Source organism: Emticicia sp. SJ17W-69, from assembly GCF_051209875.1.
In the GTDB taxonomy this organism is placed as follows: Bacteria; Bacteroidota; Bacteroidia; order Cytophagales; family Spirosomataceae; genus Emticicia.
Genome location: NZ_JBNTQY010000001.1, coordinates 1,130,145 through 1,153,210, shown reverse-complemented (window position 1 = coordinate 1,153,210; position 23,066 = coordinate 1,130,145). Strand labels below are relative to the sequence as shown.

At 36.0% G+C, this 23,066-nt stretch carries 15 protein-coding genes and 1 riboswitch; of the genes, 6 read left to right on the top strand and 9 right to left on the bottom strand.

Going from position 1 to position 23,066, the window contains the following annotated elements; genetic code table 11:
* Nucleotides 1–6: 6 nt before the first annotated feature.
* Nucleotides 7–3,408: a DUF7133 domain-containing protein gene (locus ACQUQZ_RS04915; RefSeq protein ID WP_435353640.1), complete on the bottom strand. Its 3,402-nt coding sequence runs from the start codon at nucleotides 3,406–3,408 to the stop codon at nucleotides 7–9.
* Between the two features lie 333 nt (nucleotides 3,409–3,741).
* Between ACQUQZ_RS04915 and ACQUQZ_RS04910 the strand changes: the two genes are divergently transcribed.
* A complete protein-coding gene (locus ACQUQZ_RS04910) occupies nucleotides 3,742–4,635 on the top strand; it encodes a prolyl oligopeptidase family serine peptidase (RefSeq protein WP_435353639.1) in 894 nt (297 codons plus the stop codon).
* Nucleotides 4,636–4,801: 166 nt separating this feature from the next.
* Here ACQUQZ_RS04910 and ACQUQZ_RS04905 read toward each other — a convergent pair whose 3' ends face one another.
* Complete coding sequence (locus ACQUQZ_RS04905) at nucleotides 4,802–5,842, bottom strand: glycoside hydrolase family 43 protein (protein WP_435353638.1); 1,041 nt, start codon at nucleotides 5,840–5,842, stop codon at nucleotides 4,802–4,804.
* Between the two features lie 246 nt (nucleotides 5,843–6,088).
* Between ACQUQZ_RS04905 and ACQUQZ_RS04900 the strand changes: the two genes are divergently transcribed.
* Nucleotides 6,089–7,249 carry a PQQ-binding-like beta-propeller repeat protein gene (locus ACQUQZ_RS04900; RefSeq protein ID WP_435353637.1) on the top strand — a complete coding sequence of 387 codons (1,161 nt, stop codon included), beginning with the start codon at nucleotides 6,089–6,091 and terminating at the stop codon, nucleotides 7,247–7,249.
* Between the two features lie 69 nt (nucleotides 7,250–7,318).
* Here ACQUQZ_RS04900 and ACQUQZ_RS04895 read toward each other — a convergent pair whose 3' ends face one another.
* From ACQUQZ_RS04895 to ACQUQZ_RS04880, 4 genes are all read right to left on the bottom strand, one after another.
* Nucleotides 7,319–10,324: a PVC-type heme-binding CxxCH protein gene (locus ACQUQZ_RS04895; RefSeq protein ID WP_435353636.1), complete on the bottom strand. Its 3,006-nt coding sequence runs from the start codon at nucleotides 10,322–10,324 to the stop codon at nucleotides 7,319–7,321.
* A 109-nt stretch (nucleotides 10,325–10,433) separates the two neighbouring features.
* Nucleotides 10,434–11,615 (bottom strand): NlpC/P60 family protein, encoded by a 1,182-nt coding sequence (locus ACQUQZ_RS04890; RefSeq protein ID WP_435353635.1) that lies wholly within the window; start codon nucleotides 11,613–11,615, stop codon nucleotides 10,434–10,436.
* A gap of 190 nt (nucleotides 11,616–11,805) precedes the next feature.
* A complete protein-coding gene (metK, locus tag ACQUQZ_RS04885) occupies nucleotides 11,806–13,086 on the bottom strand; it encodes a methionine adenosyltransferase (protein WP_435353634.1) in 1,281 nt (426 codons plus the stop codon).
* Nucleotides 13,087–13,250: 164 nt separating this feature from the next.
* Nucleotides 13,251–13,357: riboswitch (SAM-I-IV-variant riboswitch) on the bottom strand.
* A gap of 209 nt (nucleotides 13,358–13,566) precedes the next feature.
* Nucleotides 13,567–14,577 (bottom strand): ABC transporter ATP-binding protein, encoded by a 1,011-nt coding sequence (locus ACQUQZ_RS04880; RefSeq protein ID WP_435353633.1) that lies wholly within the window; start codon nucleotides 14,575–14,577, stop codon nucleotides 13,567–13,569.
* A 134-nt stretch (nucleotides 14,578–14,711) separates the two neighbouring features.
* Here ACQUQZ_RS04880 and ACQUQZ_RS04875 point away from each other — a divergent pair, with 134 nt between their 5' ends.
* Both ACQUQZ_RS04875 and ACQUQZ_RS04870 read left to right on the top strand, forming a co-directional pair.
* Nucleotides 14,712–15,419, top strand: a complete 708-nt coding sequence (locus ACQUQZ_RS04875) for an NUDIX hydrolase (RefSeq protein WP_435353632.1) — start codon at nucleotides 14,712–14,714, stop codon at nucleotides 15,417–15,419.
* Between the two features lie 38 nt (nucleotides 15,420–15,457).
* Nucleotides 15,458–17,011, top strand: coding sequence for a cryptochrome/photolyase family protein (locus ACQUQZ_RS04870; protein WP_435353631.1), 1,554 nt, complete (start codon nucleotides 15,458–15,460; stop codon nucleotides 17,009–17,011).
* 19 nt (nucleotides 17,012–17,030) lie between these two features.
* Here ACQUQZ_RS04870 and ACQUQZ_RS04865 read toward each other — a convergent pair whose 3' ends face one another.
* A complete protein-coding gene (locus ACQUQZ_RS04865; protein ID WP_435353630.1) occupies nucleotides 17,031–18,428 on the bottom strand; it encodes an AAA family ATPase in 1,398 nt (465 codons plus the stop codon).
* A 239-nt stretch (nucleotides 18,429–18,667) separates the two neighbouring features.
* On the opposite strand from ACQUQZ_RS04865, the gene hemN reads away from it, so the two are divergent.
* Entirely contained in the window at nucleotides 18,668–20,035 is a 1,368-nt protein-coding gene (gene hemN, locus ACQUQZ_RS04860) for an oxygen-independent coproporphyrinogen III oxidase (protein WP_435353629.1), read from the top strand.
* A 95-nt stretch (nucleotides 20,036–20,130) separates the two neighbouring features.
* Here the strand turns inward: hemN and ACQUQZ_RS04855 are convergent, their stop codons facing one another.
* The gene (locus ACQUQZ_RS04855) at nucleotides 20,131–21,186 is read right to left on the bottom strand and encodes a 3-oxoacyl-ACP synthase III family protein (RefSeq protein WP_435353628.1); all 1,056 of its coding nucleotides are present in this window, start codon (nucleotides 21,184–21,186) and stop codon (nucleotides 20,131–20,133) included.
* Between the two features lie 122 nt (nucleotides 21,187–21,308).
* A complete protein-coding gene (locus ACQUQZ_RS04850) occupies nucleotides 21,309–22,250 on the bottom strand; it encodes a proline iminopeptidase-family hydrolase (protein ID WP_435353627.1) in 942 nt (313 codons plus the stop codon).
* A gap of 356 nt (nucleotides 22,251–22,606) precedes the next feature.
* Here ACQUQZ_RS04850 and ACQUQZ_RS04845 point away from each other — a divergent pair, with 356 nt between their 5' ends.
* Nucleotides 22,607–23,047: an RrF2 family transcriptional regulator gene (locus ACQUQZ_RS04845; protein WP_435353626.1), complete on the top strand. Its 441-nt coding sequence runs from the start codon at nucleotides 22,607–22,609 to the stop codon at nucleotides 23,045–23,047.
* Nucleotides 23,048–23,066 lie beyond the last annotated feature (19 nt).

The window sequence follows — 23,066 nt, the reverse complement described above, 5'->3', positions numbered from 1 at the left end:
GCTCTTTTACTTCAAATTAGCCAAAAATTCTACCACATCACGAATCTCTCTTTTTGATAACAAACTACCCATTGGTGGCATACTTGAAGGCATGTTTTCTCTTTTTGCAATTCTCGCTACTGGAATCACCAAAGGCTCGGCATCGGAAGTTGTAATGACCAATTCGTGTTCGTTTTCTTTAGCCAAAGTACCTATTACTTCTTGTCCATCTTTCAATTTCAATGAAACTGTACCAAACCCTGGCGATAATCTTGCACTTGGTTCGATAAGAGCTTGTAAGAGTTGTTCACGACTCAAAGTAGCTCCGATTTTAGATAAATTTGGTCCAACAGAACCACCTTCACCACCAAGCGAATGACAACGCACACATTGAGCCGTTGAGTTATAATTGAAAGTATTACGTCCGTTATTTCGATTTCCACCGAAAAGTGCTTCCAAATATTCATCCATCGGCGAAGCCCCAGGCTTGATGGCAGCGATTTTAGCTTTTAAACTTTCTGACCCAGAAGCTTCGACGGCCTCTTTTAGTTCCAAAGAAAGGCTTGGAGATAATTGTTTTTCTTTCAATTGGTCAATCAATCCTTCTAAAATTGTTTGGGTTTTATCGAGGTCTAATTTACCCAAAACCATCAACAATTGTTGTTCTTCTTTGATGCTTCCTTTAGCAAAAATACCTTTCACAATCGCTGGAAGGCTTTCTTTAGAAATATTGCTATTATTCAATAAACCTAAAGCAACCGTTCTCACATTTTCATCTTTATCCTCCATACCTTTCTTGATAACCGACTCAATATCAGCATATTGCAATTTATTCAATGCTGGTAAAATAGCAGTTTTCACTTTAGCATTTTCGGTTTCATTATAGATTTTAGCCAATTGAGCATTGGCAGTTGAGATATTCAACTCTGCCAATAAACTTGCCGTAGCTATCAAAGTTTCGGCATTGGTTTCTTTCAAGAAATCTGCAATGTATGGTTGGATTTTTGCTTTTACCAAAGCTCCATCTCTTTCTAATTTACCACGATAACGCCCATCCACTCTATCCATCACCGAAGGATTTGCCCACGAACCCAAAGTTGCCAAAGCCTCTGCTTTTATTTCATCCTTGATGTCGGTTCTTGTTGAAAATGCGATCAATAAATCTAATTCTTTTTCAGTTCCCACTCGCAAAGCTGCATTGATTGCTCTTCTGAGTAATGGTTCGGCTGTAAATCTTTTCTCTTTTAATGTAGCAGCCAAAGCAGGTAAAGCTGCTGGAATCGACAAATCATCGTTGATGCCTCTTGCAGCTTCTGTTACAATATATTCGTCTTTGTCATTCAAGAAAATAGCAATATTTTCATTTTTCAATCTGCGTAAAACCAAAACGGCTGCCGTGCGTAAAGCCTTACTTGGGCTATTTGACAAAGCAATCATTGGCTCGGCTTGCCCGATTCTCGACAAAGCCAGCACTCCTGCATGACGGATATATAAATCTTCATCATTGTTGGCTTCCAACATTTCAATCAATGGAGCGACCGCACCTTGATAAGCTATGCGACCGATTGCCTCAGCAGTATAAAACTTCACTCTTGGATTTTTACTTTTCAATAAAGGCATCAATTCACTGCCAGTATTTTCTAATCTAATATCACCAATGATTTTGGCCGCTTGAGCAATGATCTCTTCATCTTTATCTTTTAATAAAGCAACAAAAGGCGAAGCATATACTTTGTTTTGACGAGCCAATTGCCCTGCTCCCCAAATACCATGAATTCTTGTTAATTGATTGTCTGTTTGTGCAATTGCTTTAGCGAATTGAGCAAATCCATTTTTACCTCTACCTGCCAACTCAAATTGTGCTTTTTGGCGAATACGTGCATCAACATTTGAAAGCAAAGAATAAAGCATTTCATCAGTTTGAGCAGAATAATTTAACTGAATCAAACGTTTTGTTTCTTTTCTGAGTGCTTCGTAGTCGTTTTTATCTTTTGTTACATCTAATTTCCAAACTCTACCATAATTTTTTGTATCCCAGCCATTTATCCAGTCGGCAGCATACAATGCTCCGTCTGGGCCAAATCTGATTCCCGTAGGTAAAATTCCACTAACCACATCTTTTTCTCCATCTAAATCAAACGAAGCACCTTTAGGTTTTAAGCCAAACGACCAAATATGTGAACGTGTTGGACTTCCTACAAATTCAACCAAGAAAAACTTCTTTTTCCACTCCGAACCCAAGGCTGTGCCAGGGTTATACAGCATACCTGTTGGGCCATTATGAAAATTCATAATTGGAGGAATAATATAAGCGGCTTGACCTTCCCAACGAGGTTTGAAAAGTTTTTCACCCATCCAAACATTGTATTTATTGTTTTTTGGGTCGGTGTATTTGCCATACTGCCAGTTTGAACGCCAACCTGCATCCGAGCCTTCTACTACATGAACCAAACGCTCACTTTCGCCAGGGTAATCTCCGTCATTGTCAGATGAAATCAAATTGCCATAATCATCAAAAACAAACTCGTGGGTATTGCGTAAGCCTGATGCAAAAATTTCAAAATCGCTACCATCAGGATTTGCACGAGCAATGATTCCAGAATTTGGATGCTCAAATTTTTTGCCATCAGCAGTAGTAATATTTGCTCCAATATCGCCGATATTCCAATAAACTCTTCCATCTGGGCCTTCAACTAAGCCAGACATTCCATGTCCGCCAAAACCAATGTGTACACCATAACCGTGACTAATAGACGTTTTTTGGTCATAAACACCATCACCATTTTTGTCGGTCAAACGCCAAACATCAGGGGCAATGGCAACAAACATATCTTTGGCTCTTACCAAGATTCCACCTGCGACGTCGGTGATTTCTTCAAAGAAATCATTCAAAACTCGCATTGATTTATCAGCAATGCCATCATTATTGGTGTCTTCCAAACGCCAAACTTCATCTTTTTCAACAGCTAAATCATGCCAGTCATGAATGCCGTCTTCATTCAAATCTTTGAGCCATTCATTTTCTTTACTACGCTCTGGCGAGAAAGTTTTACGCAAAAAAGCTCGTCTATCTTCGACTGTTTGCAAACCGATTGATTCGGTCATCCAATCACGGTGTCCACGAATATCAAACTCTGAATTTTTCTGGCGATTGGTGCGAATCAAATAGATTCTACCTTGGTCATCGACCGACATTGCCACAGGATCAGGAGCAAGCGAATCAGATGCCCAAAGAGTCATTTGAAGACCATCTATGACTTTTGCAGGAGTTTTTTCACGAATTTCTTTGGCTTTTGCAACTGCTTTAGTAGGGTCTTCATTAATGATTAAAGTATCACTTTTGGGGCTGCGTTTCATACACGAAACAACAATAATTCCCGAGGCGATTAATAAAGGAAAAGTGATTTTTGTAGATTTTTTGAAGGTCATTCGCTTGACTATTTTAATAGGTTTAATAGAATAGGAAAATTAGTGATTTTATATGGAATTGGGATTTATTATAGATGTTTTTTTCTTATTACTCGACAAAAGATAGATTTTAGACGATACTTCAAATCTTGGCTTTGGTAGCATTATAAATAAAAATACGGCATCCTTGCAAATGTGGGAACAATATAATGATTTTCTAAAATTGTGTAACACTTTTACTTAAAAAGCTCCTGAACTTTACAACACCGAAATTGACAAGAAAACACTGATGAAATGACTCATTTTATCAAGCATTTTCACAAGGTTTTATCAAAAATATAAAATTCAAAAACCATGAAAAAACTATCATTTTTTATTATTGCGTTGGTCTCGTTTGGTTGTCAAGGTTTAGCTGACATATTACCAAGTTCAAAAAAAGAAACAGCTATAGACAACACCCCCGTTGTAGTGGCAGATTATAGGTCAGAATTAAATGTTTCTTATGGTTCTGATGAATTACAAAAGTTTGATATGTATTTGCCAAATCTTTCATCAGGTACCCAAGCATCTACTACTATTATTATGATTCATGGCGGTGGTTGGAAAGAGGGCGACAAAGGTTATATCACCTCATTGGCAGAAAATCTAAAAGCACAAAAAAAGAATATCGCTATTTTTAATATTAATCACCGACTTACTTTTATGTCTGGGGTGAAATTGAATGAAGAATTGGCAGATATTAGTTCGGTCATTAATTTTATCAATGCTAATAAAACAAAATATAATCTTTCGGGCGATATTATCTTATTTGGTCATAGTTCAGGTGGACATCTTGCCCTAACTTATGCTTACAAAAATACTGCTAACACAAATATCAAAGCCGTTATTGGTTTGGCTGCTCCCACCGACCTTACGCAAGCTGACCTACAAAAAAGCATTGTGGATAAAAATGGAACAAATTTAACAGAATTATTGGTGGGAGTTCCTTACAGCCAAAATCCCAACGCTTATGAACAATCAAGTCCGTACTTTATAGCATCTAAGAAAGCTCCACCAACCTTACTTTTATATGGTGATTCTGACCAAATTGTTAATTACAATCAAGGAGAAAAATTATATGAAAAGTTAAAAAATTTGAAGGTAAAAACTACTTTTAAGAAGTATTCGCAAGGAACGCATGATCTAAATAATATGAATGATATTTTTGAGCAAACCACTACTTTTATGAATGCGAATGCAGTGGATTGAGTTGAGAAAAATGTTGTTTTCTCAAAGAAAATACTGAGAAAACAAAACTCTATATAGCTATTTTATTTGACTGCTTTCATTGATAGAATCGCTAAAGCTTCATAAATGAGGCACACTTGAAAAGTGTGCCTCATTAGAATTTACACCAATAACTAATTTCCATTAACTACTTTTCCGAAGGAATTGCTAAAGCTTCGCTTTCTTTCACAGGTACGCCAAAATTAGGTGTTCCATCAGCATTCCAAGAAAACTTTTGCATTCTTGGCGAACGAAATTGCCCACAACCTTGTCCTGGTTTTGAATTGGCATGATAAAGAATCCAATCTTCTTTTCCATTAGGAGATTTGAAAAATGAATTATGACCAGGAGCAAAAACACCATTTTCAGCGGATTGTTTAAAAACAGGTTCTGATGATTTTTTCCAACTGCTTGGCTTTAATAAATCTGCATTTTCATCAGCACTTAACATCCCTAAAGCGTAAAAATCTGTCCAGCAGCCACTTGCAGAATAAATAATAAAAAGTTTTTTTCCATGTTTTAAAATCTGTGGTCCTTCATTTACATTCACATGTGGCAAATTTGGGTCTTTTAAGTCGCCATGCTTTTCCCAATCAAAATCAGAACCAGATATTTTAGCACGCCCTGCTTCAATTGTCCACGGATTTTTCATTTTAGCAATATAAATATTTTGTTGTCCATTACTATCACCTTCCCAACCCGACCAAATCATGTATAATTGACCACGATGTTCAAAAACATCACCATCAATTGCCCATTTGTCACTTGATATATCTGCCACTTTTCCTTTAAAACTCCAATCTCCTACCATTGGGTCAGGCGAATTATTTTCCAAAACATACATTCGGTGATGATTATTATCGCCATCATCGGCAGCAAAATACATATACCATTTTCCTTGAATAAAATGTATTTCGGGAGCCCATAATTCTTTAGAATATAATGTCCCTGTTGGTGGTATCCAAATTGTTTTTGACTCAGCAGTTTTCAAATCTGAGAGATTTTTGGTTTTCCAAATAATCAATTTGCTTTGTACAGTATGTGTATAATAGTAATAGCCATCTTTATAAAAACTGTATGGGTCAGCTCCTGAAGGTAATAATGGATTAGTGAAAGTTTGTTGAGTTTGAGCATAGCTTTTTGCCAAAGAAATGGACAAGAAAGCAAATAAAAATGTTAGTTTCTTCATAAAAATTATTTAAAAATCAGGTAATCATAAAGGGTTATATAAGAGCAAATATCGAAAATGGAGTTTGATAAACCTTTAAAAGTAGCACAAAACAAATACCGAATGATTAGAAACTCATTCGACCTTCGTAATTCTTTTCAATTATCATTTTCTATCAACACATTAATTCTACAAAAATATCATCAAGTGGTACAATTGTTGATATTTTTCAAAAAAACTTTTCCTGTTTACTAAAACTTTTCTTTTATGCCAAAGTATGTATACGTGCTTTTTTTAGTGTTTTCTTCACTAATTTCTACCGCTCAAAATTGTAATGAAATTTGTATTCCGTTTACAATCAACAAAATAAATACTACAAAAAGCACTGTATATGTAGGTGATATAAATTATACTTTTTATGCCATTGATATTCATACAGGAAAAAAGAAATGGTCTTATGTTACTGATCCAAACTATATGTTCGACCTTTTTACGAGTGCCATTGTAGAGAATGATCTGGTGTATGTAAGTAATTCACATGAAAGCGTATGTGCATTAAATGCCAAAACAGGAGAAAAAAAATGGAGTTTTCTTTCAGATGGAAGTAGTTCGGGAGGTAATTCAAGTCCCACCATCGCAAATGGTTTAGTTTATACTGGTAATAGCGGTTCGGGAGAATTAAACGCTTTAAATGCTATTACTGGAGAAAAAAAATGGTCATATCTACCCAAAAACACAGGTTTCTCAATGGCTTTCAATAAGTCAACACCAACAGTTTATAATGGAATTGTTTATATTGGAAACACAAACTATAGCTTATATGCCATTGATGCCAACACTGGTGAAGAGAAATGGATTTTTCCTACCAATTTGGTGATTAGTTCCTCACCTATTGCCGCAAATGGAATTGTTTATGTGGGCAGTTTTGATAATAACTTATATGCCATTGATGCCACAAGTGGTGCAAAAAAATGGAGTTTTGCTACAAATGGAGCGATTGATGCAAGTCCTACCATAAGCAATGGAATAATATATGTCGGTAGTCAAGATAATAACCTATATGCCATTGATGCCATCACTGGCGAAAAAAAATGGAGTTATTACTTTAATGACTTTTACCTTTCAACAGCAGCAGTAGAAAATGGGATTGTCTATATTTCGTGCGGAGATAAATATCTTTACGCTTTCGACGCCTTGACTGGGGTGAAAAAATGGACTTTTTATAATGATGAAGGAATTGCTACGCCAACAGTTGCAGAAGGCACCGTTTACGTGGGGAGTGTACTTCAAAAATCTTTATATGCCTTAGATGCTATTACTGGTGAAAAAAAATGGACTTTTCTTGCAGAAGGAGGTATAGTTTCGAGTCCATGCGTTGTTACAAGTAAAGGAAAAATATACAAAAGTTTAGGAAATATCCGTCCATAAGGTTTTCATATAAGAAAAGAAGCATAACTCTAAAATTATGCCCCTTTTCAATGCAAATCTCTGTTATTTTTATTGCTTTTTCAAAGTACGCAAGTACTCCACTAAATCAACAATTTCTTGTTTTTGAAGTGGGAATTTTGGCATCAATGATTCTTCGTTTTCTTCCATCGAAACAATGTCCGCACGCTTGAAAGCCGTTGGATTGGTACTACCAATTTGCTTTACATTTACATCATTTTCTGTCTTACTCAAAATCATTCCTTCTACTTCTGTTCCATCTTTTAGTTTGAGTTTATAGCCTTCATAACCAAAGCTTATTCCTTGACTTGGATTAATAATAGCCGAATAAAGAGCAGTTTTTGATAGTTTACTGCCAATTTCAGTTAAATTAGGCCCAAAGTTCACTCCTTCGCCTTTCACTTGGTGGCAAGCCACACAATAAGTTTTAAATACCGTTTGACCTTTTGTGACATTGCCAATCCCTTTAGCTAAATCATTAATATCACCCAATTCTTTGTCTAATTCTGCACCAAACATTTTCATGGCTTCTGAACGAATATCTCCGTGCCACGTTCCCAAAAGTATTTTTTTTGCAATTGGCATTACTTCATCAGATACTTTATTGGCTTTTACTAAATCCCACAAAATAGATTCGCTATTCCAACCATTCATGGCTCTCATGGCTTCATTACGCAGGTTTTTTGAAAGATTTTTATTGTTGAATAAACTCACCAAATAGTCGGTTACTGGCTTTTCATCCACTCCTCCATAAATCATAATTGCTTTGCGAGCTAAATCTTCATCTTTGCTTTTTGCTAATTTTTGAAATTCGCCTAAACCGTTGATTTTTATCTGAATTTTGGCAGCTTCATTGCCCAAAAGTGAATCATTCATTACCATTGCCGTTAGACGGTCTGACTGGTCTTTCATTTCATAGCGTTTCACTAAATCCAAATAATCAGTTGGGTTTTTGATACCATTCAAAACTTTTGGTAAAAGTGTTCTGAACAATGGGTTTTGATTAGCACTTTTTACATCTAAATGCTTGAAAACCAGCGTCATAATCTCACTCGAAGCATTTCCACCATCTAACATTCCGAGTAAAACTTTTGTTTTTTCTGGGTTAGTTTGAAAATCAAAAGCACGGAAATATCGCAAATTTTCTTTTTCAGATTTTGCTAATTCAGCCAAACGATAAATATTATCAGTTGAACGGCTACGCCAAACCAAGTCTTTTGCAGCAGCATCCATTTTCCATTTTTCGCCAGCTTGAGCCATATAATTAGCAAAAAAAGTATCCCATTGATTATCAGCGGCAATGCCTAAAGCTTCTAAATACCAACGATCTTTACCATCATATTGATTAGCTAAAGTCGTCCAAATGGCAGCCGCTTCTGGAGAAGTTTTATGACGAATCGCCACAGCAACTTCACGACGGATTTGTGGAGAAGCATCATTGGCGAGTTTTTTCAAAATCGGCAAATTATCAGTCTTAAGCTCACGAGACAAACGAATGCCTGTCAAACGAATATCTTCGTCTTTGTCTTCGATTGCTTCTTGTATATATTTTGCTTCTTTACCATTAATTTTGCCTAACAACCACAAAGCTCTTGCACGCATTCTTGAATCATCTCCCTTCCAAAGTTTTAGTAAAGCTTCCTCTGCTTTGTCTTGCATGGCGTTCAACTTTGTCCAAGCCAAATAACGTACCGCTAAATTGGCATTTTGCAAAGCCTCTACGCAACCGTCGGCAGTTTCAAAATCAAATTTTGGTACAGAATAATCTTCTCCTTTTGGTGCAATGCGATAAATTCGCCCACGAAGTGAGTCTCCCATCGCATGCCCACCCACACCTGGATCATACCAATCGGCTACGAAAATAGAACCATCAGGAGCGGCTGTTACGTCTGAAGGACGAAACCATTGGTCACGCTTTGAACCATCCAAAATATTATTAATAGTTGCTTTGAAACCTGCTCCATCTTTTTCGGCAGGATAAGAACGCACAATGCTTGGCCCAGCATCACAATGAATTACTTGATTATGGTATTTTTGTGGCAATAATTTCCCTTCATAAATAATCATTCCCGTTGGCGAACCAGCACCTGTTTGTAATAAATTTGGTACCACACCTGGGTCGTTCAAATGCCAATGACGCAAAGGAATTTCACTTTCCCAATTAGTACGACGTTCTTGCCAACTTGCCCCAGTCATTTCATCTTTGAAGCCATAATTGCCATAATCCATTACATAATTGATACGCACGCCCTTGTTTCCATCATCATCATTGTCCGATTGCCACATTCTACCATAAGAATCAACGGCTACTTCGTAGTTATTACGAAAATTATGAGCTAAAATCTCAACATTTGAACCGTCAATATCACAACGGAATACTTTCCCTTGCTTATAAGTTGAAAATGGGCGACCTAAATCATCTGTCAATTCTTTGCCATTTTTATCGCTCAAAGTCTCTACTTCATTTCCACCATCAAAGTATAATTTTCCATCAGGTCCAAATGAAAAAGCATGAATAGCATGGTCATGTTGAACACCTTTCAGATTAGTAAAAATAATTTCTTTTTTATCGGCTTTCCCATCACTATTTTCATCAGTAAACAAAAACACATTTGGACTGCATGAAACAATTACTTTATTACCTAAAACCGAAATACCGAGAGCCGCATTGATGTCTTCGCCTTGATAGAAAACCGTACTTTTATCAGCTTTTCCATCTTGGTCGGTGTCTTCCATAATCAAGATTCTGTCACCTTTTTTGTTATATGGATTCTTTGGATTTAATTTATTTCGATAATTATACCCTTCACAAATCCAAACCCTTCCTTTCGCATCAATATCCATATTGGTTGGGTTCATCATCATTGGTTCTGATGCAAAAAGCGTCACTTCCAACTCAGGGTCAGCAAGTTGAATACCATCAAGGGCATGTTCAACTTTTCGTTTTTCTTCATCAGAAAGTTTAGAATATGCTTCATCATTAAGCATTTTGCGAGTTTGCTTACAGGCAAATGCTATACTGAGAAGAAGAAAAGAAAAAATGAGTGATTTTTTCATTATTTATTTTTGGTTGAATATTTTACGAAAGTATTGAATAAGTGTATAATTGACAAATAAGACATCAAGTAATTTTATTACAAAACATTGCTCTCCTTTCGACAGTCTATTACTTTCTCAATGGGACAACGCCTTTCTCTGAACCTAAAATGCGTCTTGAACGCAAATAACGACTGGCATTATGGGAATCATAATTGCTACAATTTTTGTCAAAACTACTAATTCTAACCATTCCCGAAGAGTGAATAAATTGATTATCACCAATCCACATACCTACATGTACCACTTTTTCGGGTTTTTCAGGAGTAGCTTTTTCTCCAAAAAACAATAAATCTCCTACTTTCAGTTGCTCAAATGGAACTTCATCCCCAGCAAATACCTGCTGAGAAGCATCACGAGGAAGAAGAATAGCATTATTTTGATAAATCATTCTTGTAAAACCACTACAATCAACGCCTTTCCATGAAGTGCCGCCCCATAAATACGGTAAACCCATCATTTTTGTGGCTGCACCAACCAAGCTTTGTTCGGTTGCTTGGGTTGTTTTTTGCCATTGTTGGAAATGAATCACTTCATTTTGAGCAACAAATGCCTGACGATTATCAGGATAAATTACTTCATAAAAACCTTTCAGCGTATCTTTTACAATTAATAAATCACCCCAAGTGAGGTCAGAAATCGTCTGAGCATTTTCATCGGGTTTAGTGTAAGAAAAACCATAAGGTTTTGCATACATCAACTTAGTTTTTGATTGATAGCTATCTAAATCAGCTTTACTTATGCGGCTGATGGTTGTTCCTTCTACCCATCCAATATAATTATCAGGTGTCTGAACTTGGTACCAATAACGGTCTTTGTCAAATATCTTTAATGCAGTCCCGAGCAACGTTTGAGAAGCTAATTCGGCTGATTCTTTTGGCTGACTTCGCATATTTGCTACCGAAATATTCACCAAAGCGTAAGTTTTATCGCCCAAATCATCTTCATCAGGTAAAGTTTTTATCGCATCAACCAATACATAACCATTTGATTTTAAGCGATTTAACAAATCTTTTTTTGCTAATGGCAAATTTGTTTTCCCTACTATTCGATTTGAATCCAAATCGGCCTGAAAAATAGCTACACGTTTATCAGGGGCATATTTTTTTCTTACTTGCTCGACGATTGCATAGACTGTTGGCTTGGGTGTAGGTATAACACTGGCTGGTTTTGGTATTTGTGCAAATGCTGAAAAAGAAAGCAGAGAAAGAATACTGATTATTATCTTATAATTTGGGTTACTTATTTTCATTGAAATTTGTTCTTTTTTTCTGCGAAAATACTCATTATTTCTTAATCTTGAAAAAGCTGTTTTGGAAGGATGCTTTGGGAGGTTTGACGGATTAGGAAATCCGTCGTACAGACACAAAAAAAGGAAGCCATTTCGACTTCCTTTTCTTATATCTACGGCCTTCTGTCAGTGTATTCACTGACGGCAATTTTTACAAACCAAATGCTGTTTTCACTGCATCGACATAATCTAATTTTTCCCAAGTGAAAAGTTCTACTTCTTTGGTAACAACGGAACCATCTGGCCCTTTGAAAGTTTTTGTTACCACTTCATTTTTACGTCCCATGTGGCCATAAGCAGCAGTTTCTGAATAAATTGGGTTACGTAATTTCAAACGTTGCTCAATTGCATACGGACGCATATCGAAAATTTCTTCTACTTTACGTGCAATTTCGCCATCGCTCATATCAACTTTGGCAGTACCATACGTTGTTACAAACAAGCCACAAGGTTTTGCAACACCAATAGCATAAGAAACTTGTACCAATACTTCGTCGCAAAGACCAGCCGCTACTAAGTTTTTAGCTACATGGCGAGTGGCATAAGCTGCCGAACGGTCAACTTTTGATGGGTCTTTTCCAGAGAAAGCACCGCCACCATGAGCACCTTTACCGCCGTAAGTATCAACGATGATTTTACGACCTGTCAAACCTGTATCTCCGTGTGGTCCACCGATAACAAATTTCCCAGTTGGATTGATATGATAAGTAATTTGGTCGTTGAACAACAATTGTAAATCAGCTTTCAATTTTGCTTGTACACGTGGAATCACAATATTGATAATATCGGCTTTGATTTTTGCCAACATTGTATTATCATCAGCGAAATCATCGTGCTGCGTTGAAACAACGATTGTATCAATTCTTTGAGGAACATTATCGTCAGAATATTCGATTGTTACTTGCGATTTAGCATCAGGACGTAAATAAGGAATCAATTCAGGTTCATTATTACGAATATATGACATTTCTTGGAGGATGGTGTGAGCCAAATCCAATGCTAATGGCATATAATTGTCGGTTTCACGAGTGGCATAACCAAACATCATACCTTGGTCGCCAGCACCTTGAGCATTTGCTTTTGACTCAAAATCATCTGCAGCTACTGCTCTATCAACACCTTGATTAATATCGGCCGATTGGTCATGAATCGCTGAGATAATTCCGCAAGAATTAGACTCAAACATGTACTCCGATTTAGTATAACCAATTTTACGGATTACCTCACGAGCAATTGATTGAACATCAAGATAAGTTTGAGTTTTTACTTCTCCTGCTAAAACAACTAAACCTGTCGTTACCAAAGTCTCGCATGCTACTTTAGATGAAGGGTCAAACGCCATGAAGTTATCAATCAGGGCATCTGATATTTGGTCTGATACTTTGTCTGGGTGTCCTTCCGATACAGACTCAGAAGTGAATAAATAAGGCATAAATCCTATGTTTTTGGTTAATGATATTTATTGAATCTAATGAGTAATTGAGTGAGTGAGTAAATGAGTGAATAAAATACCATCACAAATACACAGCTAACAATCAATAATCTCCCATTTAAAAAACTTGGTATTAAGACTATTTTGCGGAAGTTTTGAAGAGAAAAATAAAACATTTTTGACTTAAGAACAGCCCGCATCCTTTGACCACCGTAGTGTTTCGACTCGGTTGGATTTCTGATTTTTCAATCAGAGTTTCTTGATACTGATGCAAAGTTGAACAATTACCTAAACAAATGCAAAGAATAGAATAAATTTTTATCTAAATTTTATTCAACGTACACAGAAAATATCTGCAAACGTTTTTAAGAATGGATTTTTTATCTATTATTTAATTAAAAATAGGATATTTTAACTTACCGCATTTTTATAAAATTAAAGAGTTTTATAAGTACTATAAGACTCTTTTTATTTTACATTTCATTCAAAAATCTCAATCCCCACAACATCACCCACTGTCAATTTATCAAAACTGTACATTTTCAAACTTAAATTATCTATTTTTAAAATCACTTCATAATATGCACCCAGAAATTTTATTGATTCAACAAGGGCTTTTATCTCAGAGGTTTCAGAAATACGAAGCTGCTCGGGACGAAGGAAAAAAGTTTTGAATTCTGAGTTTTGAGTTCTGAGTTGTAGTTGTAACTCAGAACTCAGAACTCTTAACTCAGTACTTAAGGCAAGCTCTCCCGTAATTTCAGCAACATATTGATTGATTGGATTTTGATAAACTTCTTCTGGCGTTCCAATTTGTAGCACTTTGCCTTTCTGCATGATTACTAAGCGGTCGGCCATACCGTACGCATCAGCCACATCATGTGTCACAAAAATACAAGTTACTCCATCATCTTTAATAATATGTAATATTTCATTCTTTAATCTTCGCTTATTAAGTGCGTCTAAATGACTAAAAGGTTCGTCCAAAAGCAATAATTTTGGTTGCTCGGCAATGGCTTTAACGATAACGGCACGTTGCTGCTCACCACCCGAAACTTGGCGAGGAAGATGACTCTGCACTTTTTGCAAACCACTGATTTTTAGCAATTTATCAATTCTTTTGTTGCGATATTTTTCTTCATAATAACGTAATTCATAAGCAATATTCTCACGAATAGTCATATTCGGAAATAAGCCGTAATCTTGTCGAACCAACTTTATATCAGGATGCCCAGCAATCAGTTTTTCTGAAGGTGGCGTAATACGTTCACCATCAAGCGTTAGACTACCTGCATCTGGCTCATGTAGAGCTGCGATCAGATGTAAAAGCGTGGTTTTTCCTGAGCCACTTTCACCCAAAATTGTCAATATTTCACCTTTCTCTATAGAAAGCGAGATATTATTAATGGCTTTTTTACTACTATCAGCTTGCTTCCCAGCGGAATTTCCCCCAAAAGTTTTATGCAGATTTTGTATTTTTAGAAGAGACATCAGAGGTTTTTTGCACAAAAATATGAGTTTTTTAGATAAAATTTGCAATTTTGTTGTTCATCGAAGTCAGTCATGCTATATTGCTGATGAAATGACGAAAAATACCTAAATATAATAGACCCTAAAAACATTGAATGTTAGAACTTTACAAACAACAAACCAAATGCTTAGTGGCATTGGACTCGATTATATTTGGTTTTGATGGCGAAGAATTGAAATTATTGCTGGTCAAACGTGGTGTTCAGACCGACCATGATACTTGGTCATTGATGGGAGGCTGGTTAAAACCCAACGAAAGCCTTGATCAAGCTGCCGAAAGAATTTTATTCGAGTTAACAGGCGTTACTGGCATTTTCTTGGAGCAACTCAATGCTTTTGGTGACCCCAATCGTGACCCTGTGGAGCGAACTGTGGCGGTGGCATACTATGCTTTGGTCAATGTAAAAGACTACGAAACAAAGATTTCGGACACGCACCATGCTCAATGGTTTTCGATGCACGATTTGCCTGAATTGCTTTTTGACCACCGGGAGATGATACAAATAGCAATAGAACGCTTACGTTATAAGGCAGCTTTTCATCCTGTTGGTTTTGAATTGATGCCTGAAAAGTTTACAATTCCGCAAATATTGAATCTTTATGAAGCTATTTATGGTAGTAATTTTGATAAACGCAATTTTAGTAGGAAAATACTTTCGACAGGACTTCTGATAAAATTAAAAGAAAAGCAAAAAGGTTTCTCGAAAAAAGGAGCTTTTCTTTATGCTCTTGATACCGAAAAGTACAAGAAAAAATCTGACTCATTCTTGAATTTTATTCCCAATCCAGAAGGATTAGTGTGATATATTTGAACAATTATTTCCATAATTAGTTTAAAACCATGAAAGATTTAAGCAAAAACTTCATGGTTCTTCGATTAATACTGGGCGACCAACTCAATCATTATCACACTTGGTTTCAAGAAAAAAACAATGATATACTTTATGTTATGATGGAAATGAGGCAGGAAACTGACTATGTGAAACATCATATTCAAAAAATCGTTGGCTTCTTTACGGCCATGCGACTTTTTGCACAAAACCTCGAAAAACAAGGACATCATATTATCTATTTGCGTTTAGATGATGTACAAAATAAGCAATCACTCACACAAAATCTTGAATGGATTATTGAACAAAACCCCATTCAACAATTTGAATATCAGCTTCCTGACGAATATCGCCTTGACGAACAACTAAAGGCATTTTTAGGCACCATCAATATTCCCTCAAAAGTCTATGACACTGAGCATTTTCTGAGCCACAGAAGCGAATTAGGAGAGTTTTTCAAAGGTAAAAAGACATTTCTGATGGAGAATTTCTACCGTATGATGCGAAAAAAATACGGTATTTTGATGGATGGCAACGAACCGCTCACGGGTCAATGGAACTATGATGCTGATAATCGAAAAAAACTTCCAAAAGAACACCGACCACCGGAACCTTTAACATTTAGTCGAGATATTTCAGACATATACGAACTTGTACAAAAACAAGAAATCCAAACAATAGGAAACATCAATCCGAAAGCTTTCTTTTGGCCAGTGACCCGAGAAGAATCCTTACAATTATTGGATTTTTTTGTAAAAAACTGTCTGCCAAACTTTGGCACTTACGAAGACGCAATGGCTATGCAATATTGGTCCATTTATCATTCTCGACTTTCATTTTCGTTGAATATAAAATTACTTTCGCCTTTAGAAGTCGTAGAACAAGCTGTCGAGCATTGGAAACATAACCAAGATAAAATCAACATCGCTCAAATCGAAGGGTTTGTGCGTCAAATCATCGGTTGGCGGGAATATATGCGTGGAATTTATTGGCATCAAATGCCTGAATTTCAAAAACTTAACTTTTTTGAACACAAAATCAAACTCCCAGATTTCTTTTGGACTGGCCGAACCAAAATGAATTGTATGAAACATGCGATTGGGCAATCGTTGCATCTGGCTTATGCCCACCATATTCAGAGATTAATGATTATTGGTAATTTTTGTTTGCTGGCAGGCATCGACCCCGATGAAATTGACGAATGGTATCTGGGTATTTATATTGATGCGATTGAGTGGGTCGAAATTACCAATACTCGTGGCATGAGCCAATATGCCGATGGTGGAATCGTTGGTTCGAAACCTTACGTGGCATCGGCAAATTATATTGATAAAATGAGCGATTATTGTAGCTCATGCTTTTATGATAAAAACAAGAAAGTAGGTCAAAAATCTTGTCCGTTCAATGCCTTATATTGGCACTTTTATGAAAGAAACCGAGCCAAACTTGAACGAAATCCACGTATTGGAATGGCTTACACTTTACTCAATAAAATGCCCGATCAACAAAGACAAGAAATGATTCAACAAGCCGAATTTTATCTAAGTATGATTGAAGAATTGTAAATTAAAGACCTACCGTTTACTACTCCATTACAGGAATATCTTCTTCTTTTATCAAACTTATATCAGCCTTGTCAACACCTTCTTTTACGAGGCGGTTGGCTTGCTTTTCGTAGGTTTTCTCAAAAATATTTCTTGATAAACGCCCATTTCCGAAAGCAGCATCTCGGTCTTCGTACAATTTTTTGAAGAGTTTATAAACTTTCTTTTTGGCAGCTTCTTCTACTTTTAATTGTACTTTTTGGGTTTGAAGCAAATAAATTTCGAGCAATTCTTCTGGCGAATAATCCTTAAATCCAATATATTTATTAAATCTTGAATGTAGTCCAGGGTTTGAATTGATAAATTCGGTCATTTTTTCTTCATAACCTGCCACAATTACCACAAAATCATCACGATTATCCTCCATAAATTTCACAATTGTATTGACTGCTTCGGGGCCGTAAGTATCATCGCTATTAAGAGCATACGCTTCATCAATAAACAAAATACCACCCAATGCTTTTTGGCAAACTTCTCTCACTTTTAATGAAGTTTGTCCCGTATAACCTGCCACCAAACCACTACGGTCGGTTTCGTACAATTGCCCTTTGCTTAATACACCCAACGCCTTGAAAATTTTTGCCAAAAGTCTTGCAATGGTTGTTTTTCCAGTCCCAGGATTTCCATGAAAAACCATGTGTAGCGAGCGTTCGGGCAAACTTATTCCCTGCTCTTTTCTGATTTTTTCAATCTTCAAAACATTTACTAAGCTACTTACTTCATCTTTGACATTCTGTAAACCAACCAAAGCATTTAACTCCGCCAAAAGCTCATCCAAAGACCTCTCTGGTTCGTCTGATTTTTTCACATTATTTACTGTAAATTGAGTATTACTTTCTATCGACTGTTGTTTATTCTCTTGTGGACTAATCATTTTAGAAAGTCCATCTAAACCTCTCAAAAATACATGAAAGGGATTGCGATTTACTTCATTTTCAGACTCTTGCGTCAATTCTTCTTGATTTTTTGAATAAATATCTCTTTCGTGATGTATTGGAGAATCTTTCCCTTCCAAACGAGCTTGAGCAACCGTATAGAAAGCTGCTATATACTCTTCGAGTGTATTATCAACTTTAACTTTTCGCTCTTTAGTACCAAATACGACTGAATCAGGTGTTGGGCAACGAACTGTAACCGTATCGTCATAAGGAAATTCAATAACTTCTACATCACCATAATTATCACTATCAACCAATAAAATCCGTTGAGTTGTAGCCAATAATAAAACGTGGCGAGTATTCCAATAACCATGTACAGAAGCATCAATATATTCATTTTCTTGAATAATACTTGGCAAAGCCTTTAATTCATTGCGAAGCATCAGTTCGGCAAAAGGGTTAAGGTCAATTTGACGTTTGAGTTGGTTGTAAGTTGGCATTTAACTAATTTGAAAATTTGATGATTTGAAAATTTGGAGATTAATAAATGGCAAAATCAAGTCTATCTTTTAAAATATTTCGATAAATATAAGTGATTCTATTCTGATACTTGAATGATTTTTTGACCAAAGGTTAATTTTGAGTTCTATCTCTTGGTTTACAATTTTGAAAACATGACAATCCTCATCATTTTTGAAAGTTCCGCTGCCTAATTTTGTGTAAAAACTAAGCAAAAAATATGGCAGATTCTTCGCTAATAAAAAAATATGATGTCCCGGGACCGAGATATACAAGCTATCCGACCGTTCCACATTGGAAAAATGAAACCTTTAGTACAGAAAAATGGACTAAAAGTTTGATTCATACATTTGTTGAAACCAATCATACTTCGGGCATCAGTCTATATATTCATTTACCTTATTGTGAAAGTCTCTGTACATTTTGTGCTTGTCATAAACGAATTACTAAAAATCATACAGTCGAACTGCCTTATATCCAAGCTGTTTTGAAAGAATGGTCATTATATTTAGCTCTTTTTCCTGAAAAACCGCTGATTTCAGAAATTCATTTAGGAGGCGGAACACCCAGTTTTTTTGCCCCTGAAATGCTCCAATTATTGATTGCAGGAATTTTAGAAAATGTTGAGGTGACAGCAAAACACGAGTTTAGTTTTGAAGGACATCCCAACAACACTACTGCCGAGCATCTACAAACTTTGTATGATTTGGGCTTCCGTCGAGTAAGTTTTGGCGTTCAAGATTATGACCCACAAGTGCAAAAAGCCATTCACCGCATTCAACCCTTTGAAAATGTCAAAAAAGTGACTGAATTGGCACGTACGATTGGCTATACTTCCGTAAGCCATGACTTGGTTTTTGGTTTACCTTTTCAGAAAATCTCATCAGTCGAAAATACCATTCAAAAAACGTTAGAACTAAAACCCGACCGTATTGCCTTCTACTCTTACGCTCATGTGCCGTGGATAAAGGGCAATGGACAACGTGGTTTTGAAGATGAAAATTTGCCAAGTGGCGAAGAAAAACGACTCCTATATGAACGTGGACGAGCAATGTTTGAGCAAAATAACTATGCCGAAATCGGCATGGATCACTTTGCCTTGCCCGAAGACAATCTTTATAAAGCCCAAGAAAATGGTTCATTACATAGAAACTTCATGGGTTATACCACAACGCAATCAAAAGTCTTATTAGGTCTTGGAGCTTCTTCGATTAGTGATTGTTGGACGGCTTTTGCTCAGAATATCAAAGAAATTGATACTTATATTGAAACTGTCAATGCAGGCGAATTGCCCGTTTTTAAAGGGCATATTCTAAGTAATGAAGATATATTTATTCGTCAGCAAATTCTGAATATTATCTGTCAGTTAGAAACTTCTTGGCAGATATTTGATTGGTCGGGACAAGAAAAAGAGATTCTTTTTGAAAAACTTGAAGATTTTGAAGAAGATGGTTTAATTACTTTCAATGAATTTGGTTTGAAAGTTTTACCTAAAGGAAAAGCCTTTATTCGGAACATTTGTATGGCATTTGATAAACATCTCAACCAAACAAATTCACAACAAAAATTATTTTCTAAGACTATTTAAAGCTTCTTATTTTTTAGACAAAATGATTAAAATCAATAAAGCCTGACATTTCAATGAATAGAAATGTCAGGCTTTATTGATAGTTAATTCTTTTATTACCAGCGAATGAGAGCCGAACCCCAAGTAAAACCACTACCAAAAGCAGCCAGACAAACTAAATCACCCTCTTTTACCTTTCCAGCCTCCCATGCTTCACACAAAGCGATTGGAATAGATGCGGCAGTTGTATTGCCATACTTCATAATATTATTGAATACCTTTTCATCGGGCAATTTCAAGGCTCTTTGTACAAATTGAGCGATTCTGAGATTAGCTTGGTGAGGTACTAACATATCAATATCAGCTACTGTCAAGCCTGTTTTATTGAGTGCTTCCATGATTACTTCTGGAAACTTCGTTACCGCAGTTTTGAACACCAACTGGCCATTCATATTAGGATAATAAGTCTTGTTTTCGAGCAAGTTTTCATAAACGAAAATCTCACCGTATTCTACATCAGGAAAGCCGAATTGTTCTGCTCCTAAATGATAACCACCATGACTTCCAGGGCTAATCAATGCTAATTCTTCGGCGTGTGTGCCGTCTGAATGGAGGTGAGTAGTTAAAATCCCCTTCCCTTCTTCTTGGGTTGCTTGTAGCACAACTGCTCCAGCTCCATCACCAAAAAGAGCCGAAACATTTCGACCACGAGTCGAGAAATCGAGACCCATTGAGTGCATCTCTGAACCTACCACTAGTACATTTTTATACATGCCACTCTTAATAAATTGGTCAGCAACCGAGAGTGCATAAATGAAGCCAGAGCATTGATTTCTTATATCTAAAGCTCCCATTTCTTTGTGTGTAATGCCTAACTCTCTTTGCAAAAGCACCCCACATCCTGGAAAATAATAATCAGGACTAAGTGTGGCAAATACAATAAAATCTATTTCTTCAGGTGCAATACCAGCTCTTTCGCAAGCAATTTTTGTTGCTACTGCACCCATTGTTGTAGGTGTTTCAAAGCCTTTTTTCCCATAACGTCTTTCTTTTATTCCCGAACGTTCCTGAATCCATTCGTCACTTGTATCCATTACTTTCATTAAGTCGAAGTTGGTAACAACGGTTTCGGGAACATAAAAACCTATCCCTGCAATTTTTGAATGTAACATATTATTTAAGTTTATTGATCTTGTTGCGAAGTTACGAGAAAAACTTTTGATTGTGCAAAACATTCTTAGGAATGTAATATTTTTAATGAGTTTTTTTTAACACTAAAATTTTGCAGTGCTTGTTACTTCACAGTACTAAGAAATTTCTGAATCGCATTGGTATATTCTATAGGTTTATCACCAATTTTATTATGACCTGCCCCTTCAATAATTTCAACTTTAGAATGTTGTATCAATTTTTGAAATTGATACATCGTTTCTGGTCTTGCTTCATCATATCGACCCGCAATCAACAAAACTGGTACTTTTATTTCGTGTAAACGCTTCGTTCTATCAAAGTTTTTCAGCGTACCTGTGCAGTTAAACTCTGTTGGTCCCCACATATATTCATAAATTCTTTTATTGCCTTTCACCTCATTGCATTCGATTGTTGGATTTGGGTTTTTATTTCTGCTTAAAAATCGAACATAAAACGAATCCGTTGCTGCTATATACTGAGGATTATTATACAATTTTGCGTGTTCGTATTTTTTAATTGTATCTTGAATGTTTGTGGGCAATTGAGCTAATAATATTTTAGCATCTTGCATCCAAATGGGGGTACTCAATAAGGCTCCTGCAAAAATAACCGACTTTACACCTTTAGGCTGCTTGGTAAGCATGTATTCTACCGCCACAGTTCCGCCCCAAGAACTTCCTAAAATATGCACTTCTTTCAGATGAAGTGCTTTTCTCAAAGCATCAATTTCATCAACAAATCTAGGAAGTTTCCAAAGTGTAGAATCTTCAGATTTATCCGAACGTCCCGAACCCAGTTGGTCATAAAAAATAATGGGTCTATCTTTCGTAATAGAAGAGTTAGAATAGGCTGAAATTCCACGACAGCTATTTCCTCCAGGGCCACCATGAATCAATAAAAGTGGCGTTCCTTTACCTTTCCCAACAATTTTGTACCAAATTCGTCCACCTATGACTTCAACAAAACCTTCTTTTTCCTCCAATTGTTGACTAAAACCATTGGTAAAAAGACATAAAATACATAAAACAAAAAAGAGTTTCTTCATATAAATGAGCAATTAAGGCATTATAAAAGATTCATAGTTAAAGCAATATTTTGCATGATAAACAAAGTTTACAATAGCCAAATCTTTGGAGAATAAAATTGTTTATTAAATGAGTATAATATTTTTAATACATTCAACTTGATAAATGGATGGTATTAAAAGAAAACTAAAAATTCATTGTATATTAGGGCAAAAATAAGAACAAAAATGACTAATTAATTACAAACATTGGATTATGTAGTGAGGTATTACTAATAAATTGTTGTAAAATCAATGAAAAATTGTACTTTTGTTGTAGAAGATTTCAGTTTTCCTATTTTCTGATTTCCTAAAAAAAACTTCGTCTTACAAGCAAAATGATTTCTAAAAAAGCTAAATATGCCCTGAAAGCCTTAAAAGTTCTTTCAGAAAACTACGAATCAAAGCAACCAATTTTGATTGCTGACATCGCTGAGCAACAGAGTATTCCTAAGAAATTTTTAGAGGCTATCCTACTCGAACTTCGCAATAATGGGGTGTTACATAGTCAGAAAGGTAAAGGGGGTGGTTATCAATTACGTATGCCTCCAGAAGACGTAACAATTGCCAAAATCGTTCGTATTATTGATGGGCCTATTTCGCCAATGCTTTGTGTATCGCTTCATTTTTACGGAAAATGCGACGACTGTGTTGATGAAAAAACTTGTTGTATTCGTCCGATTATGGAAAAAGTACGTGATGCAAATTTGGCAGTTTATGAGCATACAACACTCAGAGATTTGATGGAAAAAGAAGAGGTTGTTGAAAAGCAGGGATAAGGTTGAAAGCCTTATAAAA

Coding starts and splice junctions, on each gene's coding strand:
- ACQUQZ_RS04915 (WP_435353640.1), bottom strand. CDS start 3,408: ATGACCTTCAAAAAATCTACAAAAATCACTTTTCCTTTATTAATCGCC.
- ACQUQZ_RS04910 (WP_435353639.1), top strand. CDS start 3,742: ATGAAAAAACTATCATTTTTTATTATTGCGTTGGTCTCGTTTGGTTGT.
- ACQUQZ_RS04905 (WP_435353638.1), bottom strand. CDS start 5,842: ATGAAGAAACTAACATTTTTATTTGCTTTCTTGTCCATTTCTTTGGCA.
- ACQUQZ_RS04900 (WP_435353637.1), top strand. CDS start 6,089: ATGCCAAAGTATGTATACGTGCTTTTTTTAGTGTTTTCTTCACTAATT.
- ACQUQZ_RS04895 (WP_435353636.1), bottom strand. CDS start 10,324: ATGAAAAAATCACTCATTTTTTCTTTTCTTCTTCTCAGTATAGCATTT.
- ACQUQZ_RS04890 (WP_435353635.1), bottom strand. CDS start 11,615: ATGAAAATAAGTAACCCAAATTATAAGATAATAATCAGTATTCTTTCT.
- metK (WP_435353634.1), bottom strand. CDS start 13,086: ATGCCTTATTTATTCACTTCTGAGTCTGTATCGGAAGGACACCCAGAC.
- ACQUQZ_RS04880 (WP_435353633.1), bottom strand. CDS start 14,577: ATGTCTCTTCTAAAAATACAAAATCTGCATAAAACTTTTGGGGGAAAT.
- ACQUQZ_RS04875 (WP_435353632.1), top strand. CDS start 14,712: ATGTTAGAACTTTACAAACAACAAACCAAATGCTTAGTGGCATTGGAC.
- ACQUQZ_RS04870 (WP_435353631.1), top strand. CDS start 15,458: ATGAAAGATTTAAGCAAAAACTTCATGGTTCTTCGATTAATACTGGGC.
- ACQUQZ_RS04865 (WP_435353630.1), bottom strand. CDS start 18,428: ATGCCAACTTACAACCAACTCAAACGTCAAATTGACCTTAACCCTTTT.
- hemN (WP_435353629.1), top strand. CDS start 18,668: ATGGCAGATTCTTCGCTAATAAAAAAATATGATGTCCCGGGACCGAGA.
- ACQUQZ_RS04855 (WP_435353628.1), bottom strand. CDS start 21,186: ATGTTACATTCAAAAATTGCAGGGATAGGTTTTTATGTTCCCGAAACC.
- ACQUQZ_RS04850 (WP_435353627.1), bottom strand. CDS start 22,250: ATGAAGAAACTCTTTTTTGTTTTATGTATTTTATGTCTTTTTACCAAT.
- ACQUQZ_RS04845 (WP_435353626.1), top strand. CDS start 22,607: ATGATTTCTAAAAAAGCTAAATATGCCCTGAAAGCCTTAAAAGTTCTT.